The following is a 14,541-nucleotide window of genomic DNA, read 5'->3' as shown; positions in this document are numbered from 1 at the left end:
GTCTCACCTCTAACTGCGGTCGGCGATCAGTTTGCCAACCAGCTGTGCCGTATAATCCACGATCGGAACAATCCGACCGTAGTTGAGGCGCGTGGGGCCGATCACACCCACCGCGCCAATGATCTTTCGGTCAGCGTTCATATAAGGAGACACCACCAGAGAGGAACCCGAAAGTGAGAAAAGTTTGTTCTCGGAGCCAATAAAAATGCGCACACCTTCGCCTTCGTCCGCAAGTTCGAGGAATTCAGCGATATCACGCTTGCGTTCGAGGTCGTCAAACAGTGTCCGGATACGTTCAAGGTCTTCTTCTTGGGCCTCATCGCCCAACAGATTCGCACGCCCCCGGACGATCAGGCGTTCGTAATTGGCACCCTCGTCATCCCAGACGGCAAGGCCGCTTTTCACCAACGCTTGCGCCAGTTTGTCGATCTCTTGGCGTCGGTCTTTTATCTGGCGGGTTATCACGGTCTGCAGTTCAGACAGGGTCCGCCCTTCGGCCAAAGCGTTCAGGAAGTTGGCCGCTTCGCGCATCGAGCTGGGCGTCTGACCCGGCGGAGGCGTGAAAATACGATTCTCCACATGGCCATCCCCAAAAACCAGAACCGCAAGCGCGCGATCTTGGGCAAGGCTCACGAACTCGATATGCTTGATCGGGGCCTCATGTTTCGGCGCCAGAACCAAGGACGCGCCTTGCGTCGCCCCCGACAACGCGGAGCCGATCCGATCCAAAATACCCGACACATCCTGTGAATTGCTGCCAAGGGTGGCATCTATTTTCTGGCGATCGTCGCTTTGCAGATCACCGACCTCAAGCAGACCATCAACGAACATGCGCAAGCCTTGTTGCGTGGGAACACGCCCCGCGCTGATATGCGGACTTTCCAACAGACCCAGGTATTCCAGATCCTGCATGACGTTGCGGATCGTGGCCGCGCTTACCTTTTCGCTGAAATCGCGGGTTAACGAGCGCGACCCAACCGGCGCACCGGACAGAAGATAGGAGTCAACGACACGACGAAACACCTCGCGTGAGCGGTCATTCATTTCCTCCAGAATTTTACCTGTATCGGTCATATCTTTGGCGTGTTCGCTTTCCTGTGTCATTAAAGACGCGTGAGGCAAAAGGTCAATCGGGGTTGCTATCTGCGGCGTGCCGGCTGTATCCCCGGCATGAAGATTAAAAAGGGATATCACATGCGGCCTTCGGGTAGAAACTTAAGTGAAATGCGCGCAGTTTCAATCGAGACTGATGTCACGAAACATGCAGAAGGATCATGCATGATCCGTGTGGGAGATACCCATGTGCTGTGCACCGCCAGCCTTGAGCCCCGCGTTCCGCCGTTTCTGAAAGGTGCTGGGCTTGGCTGGGTCACCGCCGAATATGGTATGCTACCGCGTTCAACGTCGTCACGGATGCGGCGCGAGGCTACGGCGGGCAAGCAAGGTGGGCGAACCGTGGAAATCCAACGGCTGATCGGGCGCAGCCTGCGCGCCGGGGTGGACCGCGTTGCGCTTGGCGAACGTCAGATAACCGTGGATTGCGATGTGATTCAGGCCGATGGTGGCACCCGCTGTGCCGCAATTACCGGGGGGTGGGTTGCCCTGCGCCTTGCGGTCAACAAGTTGATCAAAGCTGGGGATATCCTAAGTGATCCTTTGGTTGACCCTGTCGCGGCTGTTTCCTGCGGCATTTATGCTGGGCAGCCTGTTCTGGATCTGGATTACCCCGAAGACAGTGAGGCCGGCGTTGACGGCAATTTCATCATGACCGGCAGCAAGCAATTGATCGAAGTTCAAATGAGCGCAGAGGGTGCCACCTATAACCGTGACCAGATGAACCAGTTAATGGATCTGGCGGAAAAAGGGGTTTCCGAACTGGTCAGCGCACAAAAGGCCGCAACGAATGCGTGAATTCAGCGGCGATACCCTACTGGTGGCAACCCATAACGCGGGCAAGCTGGAAGAAATCGCCAATTTGCTGGAGCCCTACGGCGTGAACGTGGTCGGCGCAGCAGAAAAAGGGCTGAGCGAACCAGACGAAACCGAGACCACTTTTGTTGGCAATGCGCGGATCAAGGCCCATGCAGCGGCCAAGGCAACCGGGCTACCCGCGTTATCGGATGACTCGGGGATCGAGGTTGATGCGCTAGATGGTGCGCCGGGCGTTTATACCGCGAATTGGGCCGAAACAGACAAAGGCCGCGATTTTATCATGGCCATGGGAAAAACCCACGACAGACTGCGTGAAAGCGGTACCCCGCAACCTTGGGCCGCGCGTTTCTGTTGCACGCTTGTTCTGGCGTGGCCGGACGGCCATTATGAAGTGTTCCCCGGAACGGTGGAAGGTCAAATCGTATGGCCCATGCGCGGCGACGAAGGGCATGGATATGATCCAATTTTCCAACCCAAGGGATATGAGATGACGTTCGGCGAAATGGACCGGTGGGAAAAGAACAAGATCAGCCATCGCGCAGATGCGTTTGCCAAACTGGTAAAGGGTTGTTTTGATTGAGGATTGGCAACATGGTGGCTTTGGCCTGTACATCCACTGGCCGTTTTGCGAGGCCAAATGCCCCTATTGCGATTTCAACAGTCATGTTGCGCGAGAAATTGATCATTACCTCTGGTTAAGAGCCTATTTGGCCGAAATTGATCGATATGCCGAGGCACTGCCGGATCGGGTTTTGTCATCAGTATTCTTTGGTGGCGGCACGCCAAGCTTGATGGATCCCGACGTTGTTGCCAAGATTTTGGAACATGTGCGCAAATCCTGGCCCACGGCCAATGATTTGGAAGTCACGCTTGAGGCTAACCCCGGATCTGTCGAAGCCGGACGCTTTCGCGCCTTTGCACAAGGCGGCGTATCCCGGATTTCGATGGGCATTCAGGCGCTGAATGACGATGATCTCAGGCGGTTGGGCCGCATACATTCAGTATCTGAAGCCATCCAAGCCTTTGATATCGCAAGGAAAAACTTTGATCGTGTCAGTTTTGACCTGATTTACGCACGCCAACATCAAACGCTAGACGCATGGCGCGCTGAGTTGCGTGAAGCGCTTTCCATGGCCATTGATCACTTGTCACTTTACCAGCTAGCCATCGAACCTGGAACCGCGTTTGGCGATCGATACGACAAGGGCGGCTTGCGTGGTTTGCCCGAGAACGACCTTGCCGCCGATATGTATGATACCACACAAGAGATATGCGAAGCCGCAGGTCTTGGAGCCTATGAAGTGTCAAACCATGCCAAATCCGGCGCGGAATCGCGACATAACCTGATCTATTGGCATTATGGGGATTATGCGGGCATTGGCCCCGGCGCCCACGGGCGGATCACCATGCAGGATCAACGCCATGCAACCGAAGCCTGGTCAAACCCCGAACGCTGGCTTCAGGCTGTTGAGGCTGGAAACGGCGAAAAACGGCGCGGCGTTATTGCACAGTGTGATCAGGCCGACGAATACCTGATGATGGGCTTGCGGGTGACCGGCGGTATCGACCGGCACCGGTATATTCGGATGGCTGGCCAAGATTTACCGCAAGATCGTATGGCCTACTTGGAAGATTTACGTCTGATCGAACTGACAGATACAACCGTCAGGGCCACGCAACGGGGGCGCATTGTCTTGAATTCTGTGCTACGCGAACTCATCGGGGGTTAGGTCATGCGGTTTCTTTGGGCGACAATAGGGCTCGTCTGTGTCGGGCTTGGGATGCTTGGTGTTATTTTACCGCTGTTACCCACGGTGCCATTTATGCTTCTGGCGGCATTTTGCTTTGCGCGCTCCTCAGAGCGACTGCATAACTGGCTTTTATCCCATCCGCAGTTCGGACCCGCCATAACGGATTGGCAGGATCGGGGCGCGATCAACGCGCGCGTCAAACGAATATCGACAATCGCCATTGCCGCCGTTTTCGGCTTGTCGGTTATTATGGGCGTGAAAACCATTATTCTGGGTATTCAGGCGCTCGTTTTGTGCTGCGTTTTACTTTTTATCTGGACTAGGCCGGATTATTAGACGTCAGGATACGACACAGGGTGTCTAGGTCTTCCAAGTTATCATAGCTGATGGTCATCTGACCTTTTTCTTGTCCTGGCTTATGGTTTAGGGACACTTTCATTCCCAAATTCGCCGCCAAATCCCCTTCAAGCGCTTTTGTGTCAGCATCTTTGGAGGGCGATTTGCTTGTCTTAGCCTTTCCGCTTTCGGCAGTGTTAGTCCCTACCGGCTTCTTGGCAAGCTTCTCTGCTTCCCTGACTGACAGGCCTTTCTTGATCACCTCACGCGCAAGTCCCGCTGGGTCGTTGGACGTGATTAACGCGCGGGCATGACCTGCCGACAGTTTGCCTTCGCTCAGATAAGTTTGCACTTCAGCCGGAAGGGACAGAAGTCGAACTGCATTGGCGATATAGCTGCGGCTTTTGCCAAGAACTTCGGAGAGTTTTTCCTGCGTGTGGCCGAATTTTTCCATAAGCTGGCTATATCCGGCAGCCTCATCGACTGGATTAAGGTCGGCCCGCTGGACGTTCTCAATAATCGCGACTTCGAGAACCTCAATATCGGTGAAATCCCGCACCAAAATTGGTATGTTATGTAGTTTTGCCTTTTGCGCAGCACGCCAGCGGCGTTCCCCTGCGACAATCTCGAACTCGCCATCCTTGCCAGCCTTGGCGCGGACGATCAAAGGCTGAATAATGCCCTTTTCCTTGATCGAAGCCGCAAGATCATCCAAGGCAGATTGATCAAAACTGCGTCGAGGCTGGTCTGGGTTCGGGGTGATTTTTTCAATCGGCACGACCCGGTCTGCAGTTATGGAACCATCCTCTGATTCCGGGGCGGCTTCGTTTACATCGGCCATAAGCGCAGATAGTCCGCGCCCCAGTCCGCGTTGCTTGGATTTCTTATCGGCCAAGGTCACGTTCCTTATTGTATTATGCAGCTACGCGGCTCTGGTTTGTCATCAATTCGTCGGCCAAAGCTCGATAGGCCTGCGCCCCTTTGGAGGTACTGTCATATTGCAAAACAGGCAGCGCATACGAAGGCGCCTCACTTACTCGCACATTACGAGGGATTCGGGTTTGAAACACCAGGTCACCAAGGTTGTCGCGCGCGTCCTGCTCAACCTGTGTCGACAGGTTATTCCGAGCATCAAACATCGTCAAAACAATCCCTTCAATTCTGAGGTTTGGATTTGCCGATTGACGGACTTCCCGGATGGTCAGCATTAATTGTGACAGACCCTCAAGCGCAAAAAATTCGCTCTGCAACGGCACAAGAACAGAATGGGACGCGACCATCGCATTTACGGTCAATAGATTGAGCGACGGAGGACAATCAATCAGAATGTAGTCCAATTCATATCTATCCATATCCGCTTGCCGTAAGGCATCATGCAAAAGGTAGCTTCTTTTTTCATTTGAAATCAACTCGATATCGGCGGAGCTAAGATCAACGGTCGCAGGCACAATACGTAGATTTTCAATTTCCGTATCTTGGACAACCTGAGACAGTTTAATCTCTTCCAGCAGCAATTCGTATGTCGTGTATTCTCTTTCATCGGGCTCAATGCCAAGGCCTGTTGATGCATTTCCCTGCGGATCTAGGTCAACAATCAGCACACGCTGCCCCGCCTCAGCCAGTGCCGCACCAAGATTGATCGTTGTCGTCGTTTTACCCACGCCGCCTTTTTGGTTTGCAATGGCGATAATTTTGGGGCCGTGAGGGCGGGTTGGGTCAGACACGATTTATTCCTGCAATGGTCAAAATAACGGGGCCAGCTTCTGTTTTACTTTTAACAACCTGGTGGCTGAAATTCCACGTGCTTTGTGCAAGTGTCAGCTCTTTTGTCCAAGACGCGCCTTTTGGAAAGATTGCTATGCCGGATTGATTAAGATGTCGCTCCGCATAACCAAGTAAGCTCGAAAGGTCGGCCAAAGCCCTGGCGGATACGACATCGGCTTCCAGCGGTGGAATATTTTCGACGCGATCATTAATTATGGTCGCTGGCGCTCCTGTTTCGCGAACAACGCTACGCAAGAAGGCGCATTTACGGGTGTCGCTTTCTACCAAGGTTACATTTACGGGTGATTTTTTCTCAACGCCCATGATTGCGATGACAAGTCCAGGAAAACCACCCCCAGACCCGATGTCGACCCAGTGATCAACAGGGTGTTGCGCAAGCCCGTAGATTTGCATGGAGTCTAGAATATGCCGATTCCATGACTCCTTTAGGGAGGCTTGCGACACAAGATTAATCCGAGGATTCCACTTGTGTAAAAGGGCTTCGTAGAGCTTTAGACGTTCTACTGTTTCACGTGAAACATTCAGGTCATCCACATCGATCATGCGGATCTTTCCCGTTTTTCAGCCCGCAATCGAGCCAAAATAAGCGTCAGAGCAGCCGGCGTCATCCCATCAACACGGCTGGCTTGCGCAAGGTTCGCTGGTCTTGCGCTTTCAAGCTTGAGTTTAAGCTCATTCGATAATCCATCAATGGACTTGAAGTCGAAGAAAGAGGGAATATCCTGCGCCTCATCACGCTTCAACATCTCTACATCGCGCTTCTGCCGTTCAATATAATTGGCATATAGCGCATCTTTTTCAAGCTGAGTGCGCGAGCCACAATCAATATCCGACAGCGTAGAATCAAGATCGATAAGCTGATCGAAACCGATGTCCGGGAAAGCCAGAAGCTGAAAACCAGTTCGCCGCGATCCGTCTTGGTTGACCTTAAGCCCAATTTTCCAAAGATCGCGCGGTGTGTAGCTTTTGTTTTCCAAACGCTCTCGCGCAGCTGTTAAGCGCGACATCTTATTTTCAAAAGCTTGACGGCGGCCGTCCCCCACGCATCCAACCTTGATCCCAAGCGGGGTTAGCCGCTGATCCGCATTATCGGCACGCAACGACAGCCGAAACTCTGCGCGCGATGTGAATATGCGATAGGGTTCGGTCACTCCGCGCGTGATCAGATCATCAATCATCACGCCAATATAGCTATCTGACCGGCTGAATAGGATCGAGTCATCGCCCTTCGACGCAAGCGCAGCATTCAAACCAGCCACCAGACCCTGCGCTGCTGCTTCCTCGTATCCAGTAGTTCCGTTAATCTGCCCAGCAAGATACAATCCAGGAACCGATTTCACTGCAAGCGTTCCATCCAAAGCGCGCGGATCGACATAATCATATTCAATTGCATAGCCCGGTTGAAGGATTGATGCGTTTTCCAAACCCTTAATTGAGCGGACATAATCCAACTGAACGTCTTCGGGAAGTGACGTAGAAATCCCATTGGGATAAATCACACTATCCGAAAGACTTTCAGGCTCAAGAAAAATTTGGTGTGATTCTTTATCCGCGAATCGAACGATTTTATCCTCAATCGACGGGCAATATCTTGGACCAACGCCATCGATATGCCCCCCATACATTGCGGAACGGTCAAGGTTGTCGCGGATAATGTCGTGCGTGCGCGCATTGGTGTGCGTAATCCCACAAGAAATCTGCTTGGCCTCTGGTTTGTTTGACAGGAAAGAAAAAAGCGTTGGCTCGTCATCACCCGGTTGATGATCAAGCTCAGCCCAATTGATTGTCTTCCCATCCAAACGCGGCGGCGTCCCCGTTTTTAACCGCCCAAGAGAAAGCGCAAAGGTGTCAATTCGCTTAGCCAAATTGATCGACGGCTTATCGCCCATACGACCACCGGGACGAGAAACATCCCCGATATGAATCACACCCCGAAGGAACGTACCTGTCGTCAAAATGACTGTGCTTGCAAGAACTTCAGATCCATCCGCGAGCGTGATACCCACGACACGGTCACCATTCATGACAAAGTCCGACGCTTCCCCCTCGATAATCACCAGATTTGGTTGATTTTCCACTTCTGTCAGCATCGCTTCGCGATAAAGTTTGCGGTCTGCCTGAGCGCGTGGCCCTTGCACTGCTGGTCCTTTCCGACGGTTTAGTAATCGAAACTGTATGCCTGCTTTATCCGCAACACGCCCCATAACCCCGTCAAGAGCGTCAATCTCACGGACGAGATGGCCCTTACCCAAGCCACCAATCGCCGGATTGCATGACATAACACCGATGCCGGATTTTTTAAGTGTTACCAGCGCCGTGGACGCACCTAACCTAGCCGCTGCATGCGCCGCCTCAGAGCCAGCATGACCACCGCCGATCACGACGACATCAAAATGTTTCACGTGAAACACTCCTTATTTTCCAAGGCAAAAGCTTGCGAAAATTTCATCCAACACGTTTTCGATATCTATCCGTCCTACCAGAGAATCAAGCGCACGAATAGCAATTCGTACCTCTTCGGCTGCAATATCCGCTTGATCCTCCCCTTCGGGTAACAGAACCATCACCGTGTTCAACGCCGACAAACCCCTGTCCATAGCATCCCGGTGTCGCGCCCGTGTCGCAAGGCCCGCATTTGACGCCCGGTCAACTAAGACGTCGGTTATCTGGTTTATCAGATCTGAAACGCCTGCCCCTGTTTTGCCGGATATAGCGCCTGTGCCATCTGTCAAAAGGTCGGCTTTGGCACGCAGAATAATATCGTCCGTTTCCACTGATAACTCCGGCAGCTGGTCCTGATCCACAAGGAATACCCGGAGGTCTGCCAGTTTCGCCCTTTGTTTTGCACGATTTATACCGATCGTTTCGACAGCATCCTGTGTTTCCCGCAAGCCAGCCGTATCAAGCACCGTGACAGGAAGACCGCCCAAATCCATACGAACTTCGATGACGTCACGCGTTGTTCCGGCAAATTCCGATGTAATCGCCGCATCCCGCCCCGCAAGCGCATTCAACAGCGTGGATTTGCCAACATTTGGCGCTCCAACAATCGCGACCTCAAAGCCAGAGCGCACACGTTCAGCGGTAGATACACCTGAAATTTCGTTCTCGAGATCAGAAATCACCGCGGTTACCAGATCTGATACCTCTGGCGACACATCAACAGGCACCTCTTCGTCCGCGAAATCAATCGTCGCTTCCAAAAGTGCTGCGGCACGTATCAGGTTTTTACGCCAGCCTTCCGCCCGTCGACCAAGATCACCGGAAAGGACTCGTAACGCCTGACGCCGCTGCGCTTCGGTCTCGGCGTCGATCAAATCTGCCAAGCCCTCAACCTGCGCCAGATCAAGCTGCCCATTTTCCAACGCGCGCCGGGTAAATTCACCCGGCTCGGACAAGCGAAGATTCCCCAAGGCGGCTAAACAATTCATCACAGCGGCAATTACGGCCGTGCTGCCGTGCACCTGCAACTCAGCCGTAGGTTCACCCGTAAAGCTGTGGTTTTTCGCGAATGTCAAAACAAGTGCTTCGTCCAACCGCACGCCTTGCGCATCCGTCAAAACCCGCAGCGAAGCTTTGCGCGGGGCCGGCACGTCACCCGCTAACGCCTGCACAGCCTCAAACGCGTGTGGCCCAGAGATACGTATTATTGCAACGCCAGCTTTGCCTTGCGCTGTTGAAAGAGCGTAGATCGTATCCATCGGGTAGGCCCCACGCCAACGCGTCAGGTGTTCATTGAATCAAAGAACTCGGCGTTGGTTTTGGTTTGCTTCAACTTCGACAGCAAGAATTCCACGGCATCGGTGGTGCCCATCGGGTTCAATATCCGCCGCAGAACGAAGGTTTTCTGCAAATCGACCTTGTCGATCAATAGTTCCTCTTTCCGCGTGCCGGACTTCAATATGTCGATTGCAGGGAAAACACGTTTGTCAGCAATCTTGCGATCCAGCACGAGTTCCGAGTTCCCTGTGCCTTTGAATTCTTCAAAGATAACTTCATCCATCCGGCTACCAGTATCAATCAGGGCGGTCGAGATGATTGTAAGCGATCCACCTTCTTCGATATTCCGCGCGGCACCAAAGAAACGCTTGGGGCGTTGCAGCGCATTTGCATCAACACCACCCGTCAAAACTTTGCCTGAAGACGGGACAACAGTGTTGTAGGCCCTACCAAGTCTTGTGATCGAGTCCAGTAGAATAACAACATCTCGTTTGTGTTCGACCAGACGTTTTGCCTTTTCAATCACCATTTCAGCCACAGCCACGTGGCGCGCGGCGGGTTCGTCGAAGGTCGAGCTTATCACCTCGCCTTTCACAGACCGCTGCATATCGGTAACTTCTTCCGGCCGCTCATCAATCAACAGAACAATCAAATAGCACTCGGGATGGTTCTTCTCGATGCTGTTGGCGATGTTTTGCAAAAGCACGGTTTTACCCGTCCGCGGGGGCGCAACAATCAGCGACCGCTGGCCTTTGCCGATAGGCGCCACCAGATCAATAACACGCGACGAGCGGTCTTTGAGCGTCGGGTCGTCCACTTCCATATTCAGGCGCTCATCGGGGTAGAGCGGCGTCAGGTTATCAAACGCTATTTTGTGGCGCGCGCGTTCAGGATCTTCAAAATTGATCTGCTCAACGCTGGTCAATGCAAAATAGCGTTCTTGATCCTCTGGGGCGCGAATTTCACCTTCGATCGTGTCGCCGGTGCGCAAGGAATGCTGGCGGATCGTGTCGGGGGACACATAAATATCGTCGGGGCCGGGCAGGTAATTTGCCTCGGGCGACCGCAAGAAACCGAACCCATCTTGCAAGACTTCCAAGACACCATCGCCGTATACAGTCCAACCTTCATCTGCGCGTTCACGCAGAATCTGAAACATCATCTCGCCCTTGCGCATGGTCGAGGCATTTTCGATCTCAAGCTCTTCCGCCATGGAAAGGAGGTCTTTTGCAGCATGCGCCTTGAGGTCGGCTAGATTTAGGCGGTCGTCGGACATGGTGGAAATCCTTGTGACACAAAATACAAAGGCCTTCGCCTGTGATGGTGTCATTATCTGATCTGGAGAATAGGCAACCCGGACGGGCGCTTAAGTTTCCATAACCAGACCCAAGCCCGGAGTCAATGATGCTAGAAACGCACCACCACGGCCAGAACGATCAAAACCATCAATACTGTCGGAACTTCATTCATCATCCGGTATTGACGGCCCGTCAGGGTGTTCTGGCTTGCGGCAAAGTCTTTCATACGCAACCCAAGCCAATGATGAAACCAAGTCATCGCCACGATGCTGGCCCCCTTTACATACGGCCAGACGGCACCCCAATCTACGATCCCAGGCGTAAAGACCAAGACCAGACCGGCACCCCACGATGCGATCATTGCTGGATTCATGATCACCCGCAGCAGCTTTGTTTCCATAACCTGAAACACTTCGTCGCGGCTGTCACCCGGCGTCGATTGTTCCGCATGATATACGAACAAGCGTGGCAGATAAAACAACCCTGCCATCCATGAGATTACCGACATGATGTGGAATGCCTTGGTCCACGGATAGAGCGTAATCAAGAAATCGGTCATGTCAGCGCCTTCTCTTCTGATCCTTCTCTATAAATAAAAAAGAATTTTAGAAAGGATGATGTTTAGGTAGGGATCATAAGGTCTGTGGATTAACCGGTTTTCCCTGTTTCTTGCACAGAAGTCTTGGAAATGGGATAAGTTTGGGGATAAATACAGTATATCACGACTTCACTGAAAAAAGATTATTTATCAACAACTTACATTTTATTATCTGCGCAGCTTATGTACAAAGCTTAGGGTTTATTTGGTAAAACCCTCAGTGGTCACGAACATGACTTTATCCTAATCCACAGATGCATGACTGACTGATGACACGGTGAAAGTTACCCGGTTTGATTTATAAACTGGATCGGTGTGGAATTATCAGCCGACTGTTCTTAAACATACGTTAAATTATCCAAGAGGTTGTCCACACCATGTCGAAAATCGTATTGGCCTCTAGCTCGGATATTCGGGGGCAGCTGTTACGTAATGCGGGCGTGAGCTTTGATGTCGTGCCCGCCCGCGTGGACGAAGAGGCGTTCCGCGACGCGATGCTGGCAAGCGGATCAAGCGCGCGGGACATTGCCGATGGTTTGGCTGAGATCAAGGCGCAAAAGATCAGCGCCAAAAGACCTGATGATCTGGTTATCGGCTGTGATCAGGTCTTGAACTTTCAAGGTCAGCTGATCAGCAAGCCTGATAGTCCTGATACAGCCCTAGAACAGCTGCGCCAGATGCGCGGAGCGCGGCACGAACTTTTGTCCGCTGCCGTGATTTGTGAAAACGGACAACCGATTTGGCGCCACGTTGGCGTTGTTCGCCTGATGATGCGCTCGTTTTCTGATGAATACCTAGAGTCTTATGTCACAAGGAATTGGGACAGCATCCGGCATTCTGTTGGTGCTTATAAACTGGAAGAGGAGGGCGTGCGGCTTTTCTCTCAGGTGCAGGGCGATTATTTCACGGTTTTGGGCCTGCCACTACTAGAGCTGCTGTCTTATTTGACGCTTAGGGGGGATCTGGACGGATGAGTTACGATAAAGTTCCGCTGGCGGGTGTGATTGGGTCACCCATCGCGCATTCCAAATCGCCACAACTGCATGCCCATTGGCTCAAAGTGAACGGCTTGAAGGGTTTTTACATCCCGATGGATGTAGCATCCGACGATCTTGAAACCGTCCTGCGCACTATGCCCAAAATGGGTTTCGTTGGGGCCAATGTGACGGTCCCGCATAAAGAAAAGGTCATGGAGTTGGCCGATCTGGTCACAGACCGCGCCACGCTGATCGGGGCGGCGAATACATTGATTTTTCGCAAGGATGGCAAAATTCACGCCGACAATACCGACGGCTATGGATTTATTCAAAACCTGCGGGAAAACGCCCCAGATTGGAACCCAAAGACTGGGCCAGCGGCTGTATTGGGTGCCGGCGGTGCGGCGCGCGCCGTTGTTGCATCTCTTTTGGATGCCGGTGTTCCTGAAATTATGATTTCAAATCGAACCCGCGTCAGGGCCGAGGCCCTGCAAGCGGACTTTGGCAGTCGTCTGACAGTCGTGGATTGGGTGCAAGCCGGCAACATGCTCGAAGACGCTTTGACTGTGGTGAACACAACGTCGCTTGGGATGGTCGGAAAACCACCCCTGCGCGTGCCCCTTGATGGGCTTCGTAAAGATGCCGTTGTTACCGATTTGGTTTATGCGCCCCTGAAAACCCGGCTATTGCTTGAGGCGGAAAAGGCGGGCTGCACAACGGTCGATGGTCTGGGCATGTTGCTATATCAAGCTATTCCAGGCTTTGAACGTTGGTTCGGTGTGCGCCCTGTCGTCGACAGCGCCACACGCGCGGCGGCATTGCGATGACGTTTTGCTTGGGGCTGACGGGATCGATCGGCATGGGCAAATCGACCACCGCCCGCATGTTTGCCGATGAAGGGTGTGCGGTTTGGGATGCAGACGCGGCTGTGCACCGGCTTTATGCCAAGGGCGGTGCAGCGGTTGAGCCGATACGCGCCGCTTTTCCAGACGCGGTTGTCGATGGGGTTGTATCGCGGGACAAGCTGAAAGAGATCCTTGCAAAGGATGCCACCGCGCTGAAACGTATCGAGCAAATCGTTCACCCTCTGGTGGCCCGTGATCGCGCTGACTTTATAGATCAAAACAAAGCGGAGATCGTGGTTTTGGACATACCGCTGCTGTTTGAAACAGGTGGGAATGCCAAGATGGATGCCGTTGCATGTGTGACTGTTTCACCAGAGCAGCAGAAAAAACGCGTGTTGGCGCGCGGAACAATGACGCTTGAACAATTTGTGGCCATTCGAGACAAACAAATGCCAAACGATGAAAAATGCCGACGCGCGGATTACGTGATTGAAACCGATACCCTTGAGTACGCGCGCCGACAGGTTCAAGATATTGTCAAACAGATCAAGAACAGGCTGACCCATGCGTGAAATCGTTCTCGATACCGAAACCACCGGCTTTGATCCGCATAAGGGAGATCGCATCGTCGAGATCGGTGCGATCGAACTGTATAACCATATGCCAACAGGTCGAATCTACCACCAATATATCAACCCACAGCGCGACATGCCCCATGACGCCTTTGAGGTTCATGGGATTGGCCCTGATCTGTTGATCGAACCACGTCCCCCCAAGCAAGGGGAGGTCACCCTGAAAGACAAACCTTTGTTTGCGCATGTTGCACAAAGCTTTGTCGAGTTTATTGGCGATGCGAAGCTGATAATTCACAATGCTGCGTTTGACATGAAGTTTTTAAACGCTGAATTGGGCTGGATGAATTTGCCACAGCTGCCGTGGGAGCAGGCGATTGATACGCTGGATATGGCGCGCAAACGTTTTCCGGGCTCACCCGCCTCGCTGGATGCGCTGTGTCGCCGATTTGCGATCGACAACGCATCACGCACCTTGCACGGCGCGTTGCTTGACTCGGAAATTCTGGCCGAGGTGTATCTTGAGCTGATTGGCGGGCGACAGCCAGATTTCGCCTTGGCCACAACCGCATCAGGACGATCAGGGCAGGCCGGTGGTGATAGCGATTGGCGCCCGCAACCTCGGGCGAACCCGTTACCGTCGCGATTGACTGAAAAAGAAACCGCCGCCCACTCCGAATTCATCGAGAGTCTGGGCGACGGTGCGCTTTGGAAAAAGCTGGGCTAG

Annotated in this window: 16 protein-coding genes; 8 read left to right on the top strand and 8 right to left on the bottom strand. The window is 52.9% G+C overall.

Annotated elements, in window-relative coordinates:
• Positions 1–9: 9 nt before the first annotated feature.
• Positions 10–1,074 carry a heat-inducible transcriptional repressor HrcA gene (gene hrcA / locus HAT86_RS01645; RefSeq protein WP_167192988.1) on the bottom strand — a complete coding sequence of 355 codons (1,065 nt, stop codon included), beginning with the start codon at positions 1,072–1,074 and terminating at the stop codon, positions 10–12.
• A 120-nt stretch (positions 1,075–1,194) separates the two neighbouring features.
• Here hrcA and rph point away from each other — a divergent pair, with 120 nt between their 5' ends.
• From rph to HAT86_RS01625, 4 genes are read left to right on the top strand one after another with little or no spacing between them, the layout of a single operon-like run.
• Complete coding sequence (gene rph, locus HAT86_RS01640; RefSeq protein WP_167192851.1) at positions 1,195–1,911, top strand: ribonuclease PH; 717 nt, start codon at positions 1,195–1,197, stop codon at positions 1,909–1,911.
• Complete coding sequence (rdgB, locus tag HAT86_RS01635; RefSeq protein WP_167192850.1) at positions 1,904–2,512, top strand: RdgB/HAM1 family non-canonical purine NTP pyrophosphatase; 609 nt, start codon at positions 1,904–1,906, stop codon at positions 2,510–2,512. The genes rph and rdgB overlap by 8 nt, the downstream gene beginning before the upstream one ends.
• On the top strand, positions 2,505–3,662 hold the full coding sequence (gene hemW / locus HAT86_RS01630) for a radical SAM family heme chaperone HemW (RefSeq protein ID WP_196780470.1): 1,158 nt from the start codon (positions 2,505–2,507) through the stop codon (positions 3,660–3,662). The genes rdgB and hemW overlap by 8 nt, the downstream gene beginning before the upstream one ends.
• A 3-nt stretch (positions 3,663–3,665) precedes the next feature.
• The gene (locus HAT86_RS01625) at positions 3,666–4,019 is read left to right on the top strand and encodes a YbaN family protein (RefSeq protein ID WP_167192849.1); all 354 of its coding nucleotides are present in this window, start codon (positions 3,666–3,668) and stop codon (positions 4,017–4,019) included.
• Here HAT86_RS01625 and HAT86_RS01620 read toward each other — a convergent pair.
• From HAT86_RS01620 to hemJ, 7 genes are all read right to left on the bottom strand, one after another.
• Positions 4,003–4,914 (bottom strand): ParB/RepB/Spo0J family partition protein, encoded by a 912-nt coding sequence (locus HAT86_RS01620; protein WP_167192848.1) that lies wholly within the window; start codon positions 4,912–4,914, stop codon positions 4,003–4,005. The two genes, HAT86_RS01625 and HAT86_RS01620, sit on opposite strands and share 17 nt — an antisense overlap.
• A gap of 19 nt (positions 4,915–4,933) precedes the next feature.
• Positions 4,934–5,743 (bottom strand): ParA family protein, encoded by an 810-nt coding sequence (locus tag HAT86_RS01615; RefSeq protein WP_167192847.1) that lies wholly within the window; start codon positions 5,741–5,743, stop codon positions 4,934–4,936.
• Positions 5,736–6,347 (bottom strand): 16S rRNA (guanine(527)-N(7))-methyltransferase RsmG, encoded by a 612-nt coding sequence (gene rsmG / locus HAT86_RS01610; RefSeq protein ID WP_167192846.1) that lies wholly within the window; start codon positions 6,345–6,347, stop codon positions 5,736–5,738. Before rsmG ends, HAT86_RS01615 begins: the two co-directional genes overlap by 8 nt.
• A complete protein-coding gene (mnmG, locus tag HAT86_RS01605) occupies positions 6,344–8,206 on the bottom strand; it encodes a tRNA uridine-5-carboxymethylaminomethyl(34) synthesis enzyme MnmG (RefSeq protein ID WP_167192845.1) in 1,863 nt (620 codons plus the stop codon). Before mnmG ends, rsmG begins: the two co-directional genes overlap by 4 nt.
• 12 nt (positions 8,207–8,218) lie before the next feature.
• Positions 8,219–9,505 carry a tRNA uridine-5-carboxymethylaminomethyl(34) synthesis GTPase MnmE gene (gene mnmE, locus HAT86_RS01600; protein WP_167192844.1) on the bottom strand — a complete coding sequence of 429 codons (1,287 nt, stop codon included), beginning with the start codon at positions 9,503–9,505 and terminating at the stop codon, positions 8,219–8,221.
• A gap of 23 nt (positions 9,506–9,528) precedes the next feature.
• Positions 9,529–10,800 carry a transcription termination factor Rho gene (rho, locus tag HAT86_RS01595; RefSeq protein ID WP_167192843.1) on the bottom strand — a complete coding sequence of 424 codons (1,272 nt, stop codon included), beginning with the start codon at positions 10,798–10,800 and terminating at the stop codon, positions 9,529–9,531.
• A 131-nt stretch (positions 10,801–10,931) separates the two neighbouring features.
• Entirely contained in the window at positions 10,932–11,381 is a 450-nt protein-coding gene (gene hemJ, locus HAT86_RS01590; protein ID WP_167192842.1) for a protoporphyrinogen oxidase HemJ, read from the bottom strand.
• A 416-nt stretch (positions 11,382–11,797) separates the two neighbouring features.
• Between hemJ and HAT86_RS01585 the strand changes: the two genes are divergently transcribed.
• The 4 genes from HAT86_RS01585 to dnaQ are packed head-to-tail and all read left to right on the top strand — an operon-like array spanning position 11,798 to position 14,541.
• The gene (locus HAT86_RS01585) at positions 11,798–12,394 is read left to right on the top strand and encodes a Maf family protein (RefSeq protein ID WP_167192841.1); all 597 of its coding nucleotides are present in this window, start codon (positions 11,798–11,800) and stop codon (positions 12,392–12,394) included.
• A complete protein-coding gene (locus HAT86_RS01580) occupies positions 12,391–13,224 on the top strand; it encodes a shikimate dehydrogenase (RefSeq protein WP_167192840.1) in 834 nt (277 codons plus the stop codon). The genes HAT86_RS01585 and HAT86_RS01580 overlap by 4 nt, the downstream gene beginning before the upstream one ends.
• Positions 13,221–13,814, top strand: a complete 594-nt coding sequence (gene coaE / locus HAT86_RS01575; RefSeq protein WP_167192839.1) for a dephospho-CoA kinase — start codon at positions 13,221–13,223, stop codon at positions 13,812–13,814. Before HAT86_RS01580 ends, coaE begins: the two co-directional genes overlap by 4 nt.
• Positions 13,807–14,541 carry a DNA polymerase III subunit epsilon gene (gene dnaQ, locus HAT86_RS01570; RefSeq protein WP_167192838.1) on the top strand — a complete coding sequence of 245 codons (735 nt, stop codon included), beginning with the start codon at positions 13,807–13,809 and terminating at the stop codon, positions 14,539–14,541. Before coaE ends, dnaQ begins: the two co-directional genes overlap by 8 nt.

The sequence above is a fragment of the Roseovarius gahaiensis genome (assembly GCF_011601345.1).
GTDB lineage: Bacteria > Pseudomonadota > Alphaproteobacteria > Rhodobacterales > Rhodobacteraceae > Roseovarius > Roseovarius gahaiensis.
This window is presented reverse-complemented; position numbering and strand designations above follow the sequence as displayed.

Bases quoted from the DNA above. Each gene is read 5' to 3' on its own strand.
- HAT86_RS01585 (WP_167192841.1), top strand. From the start codon at position 11,798: ATGTCGAAAATCGTATTGGCCTCTAGCTCGGATATTCGGGGGCAGCTG.
- dnaQ (WP_167192838.1), top strand. From the start codon at position 13,807: ATGCGTGAAATCGTTCTCGATACCGAAACCACCGGCTTTGATCCGCAT.
- rsmG (WP_167192846.1), bottom strand. From the start codon at position 6,347: ATGATCGATGTGGATGACCTGAATGTTTCACGTGAAACAGTAGAACGT.
- rdgB (WP_167192850.1), top strand. From the start codon at position 1,904: ATGCGTGAATTCAGCGGCGATACCCTACTGGTGGCAACCCATAACGCG.
- rho (WP_167192843.1), bottom strand. From the start codon at position 10,800: ATGTCCGACGACCGCCTAAATCTAGCCGACCTCAAGGCGCATGCTGCA.
- hrcA (WP_167192988.1), bottom strand. From the start codon at position 1,074: ATGACCGATACAGGTAAAATTCTGGAGGAAATGAATGACCGCTCACGC.
- hemJ (WP_167192842.1), bottom strand. From the start codon at position 11,381: ATGACCGATTTCTTGATTACGCTCTATCCGTGGACCAAGGCATTCCAC.
- HAT86_RS01625 (WP_167192849.1), top strand. From the start codon at position 3,666: ATGCGGTTTCTTTGGGCGACAATAGGGCTCGTCTGTGTCGGGCTTGGG.
- mnmE (WP_167192844.1), bottom strand. From the start codon at position 9,505: ATGGATACGATCTACGCTCTTTCAACAGCGCAAGGCAAAGCTGGCGTT.
- rph (WP_167192851.1), top strand. From the start codon at position 1,195: ATGCGGCCTTCGGGTAGAAACTTAAGTGAAATGCGCGCAGTTTCAATC.
- coaE (WP_167192839.1), top strand. From the start codon at position 13,221: ATGACGTTTTGCTTGGGGCTGACGGGATCGATCGGCATGGGCAAATCG.
- HAT86_RS01580 (WP_167192840.1), top strand. From the start codon at position 12,391: ATGAGTTACGATAAAGTTCCGCTGGCGGGTGTGATTGGGTCACCCATC.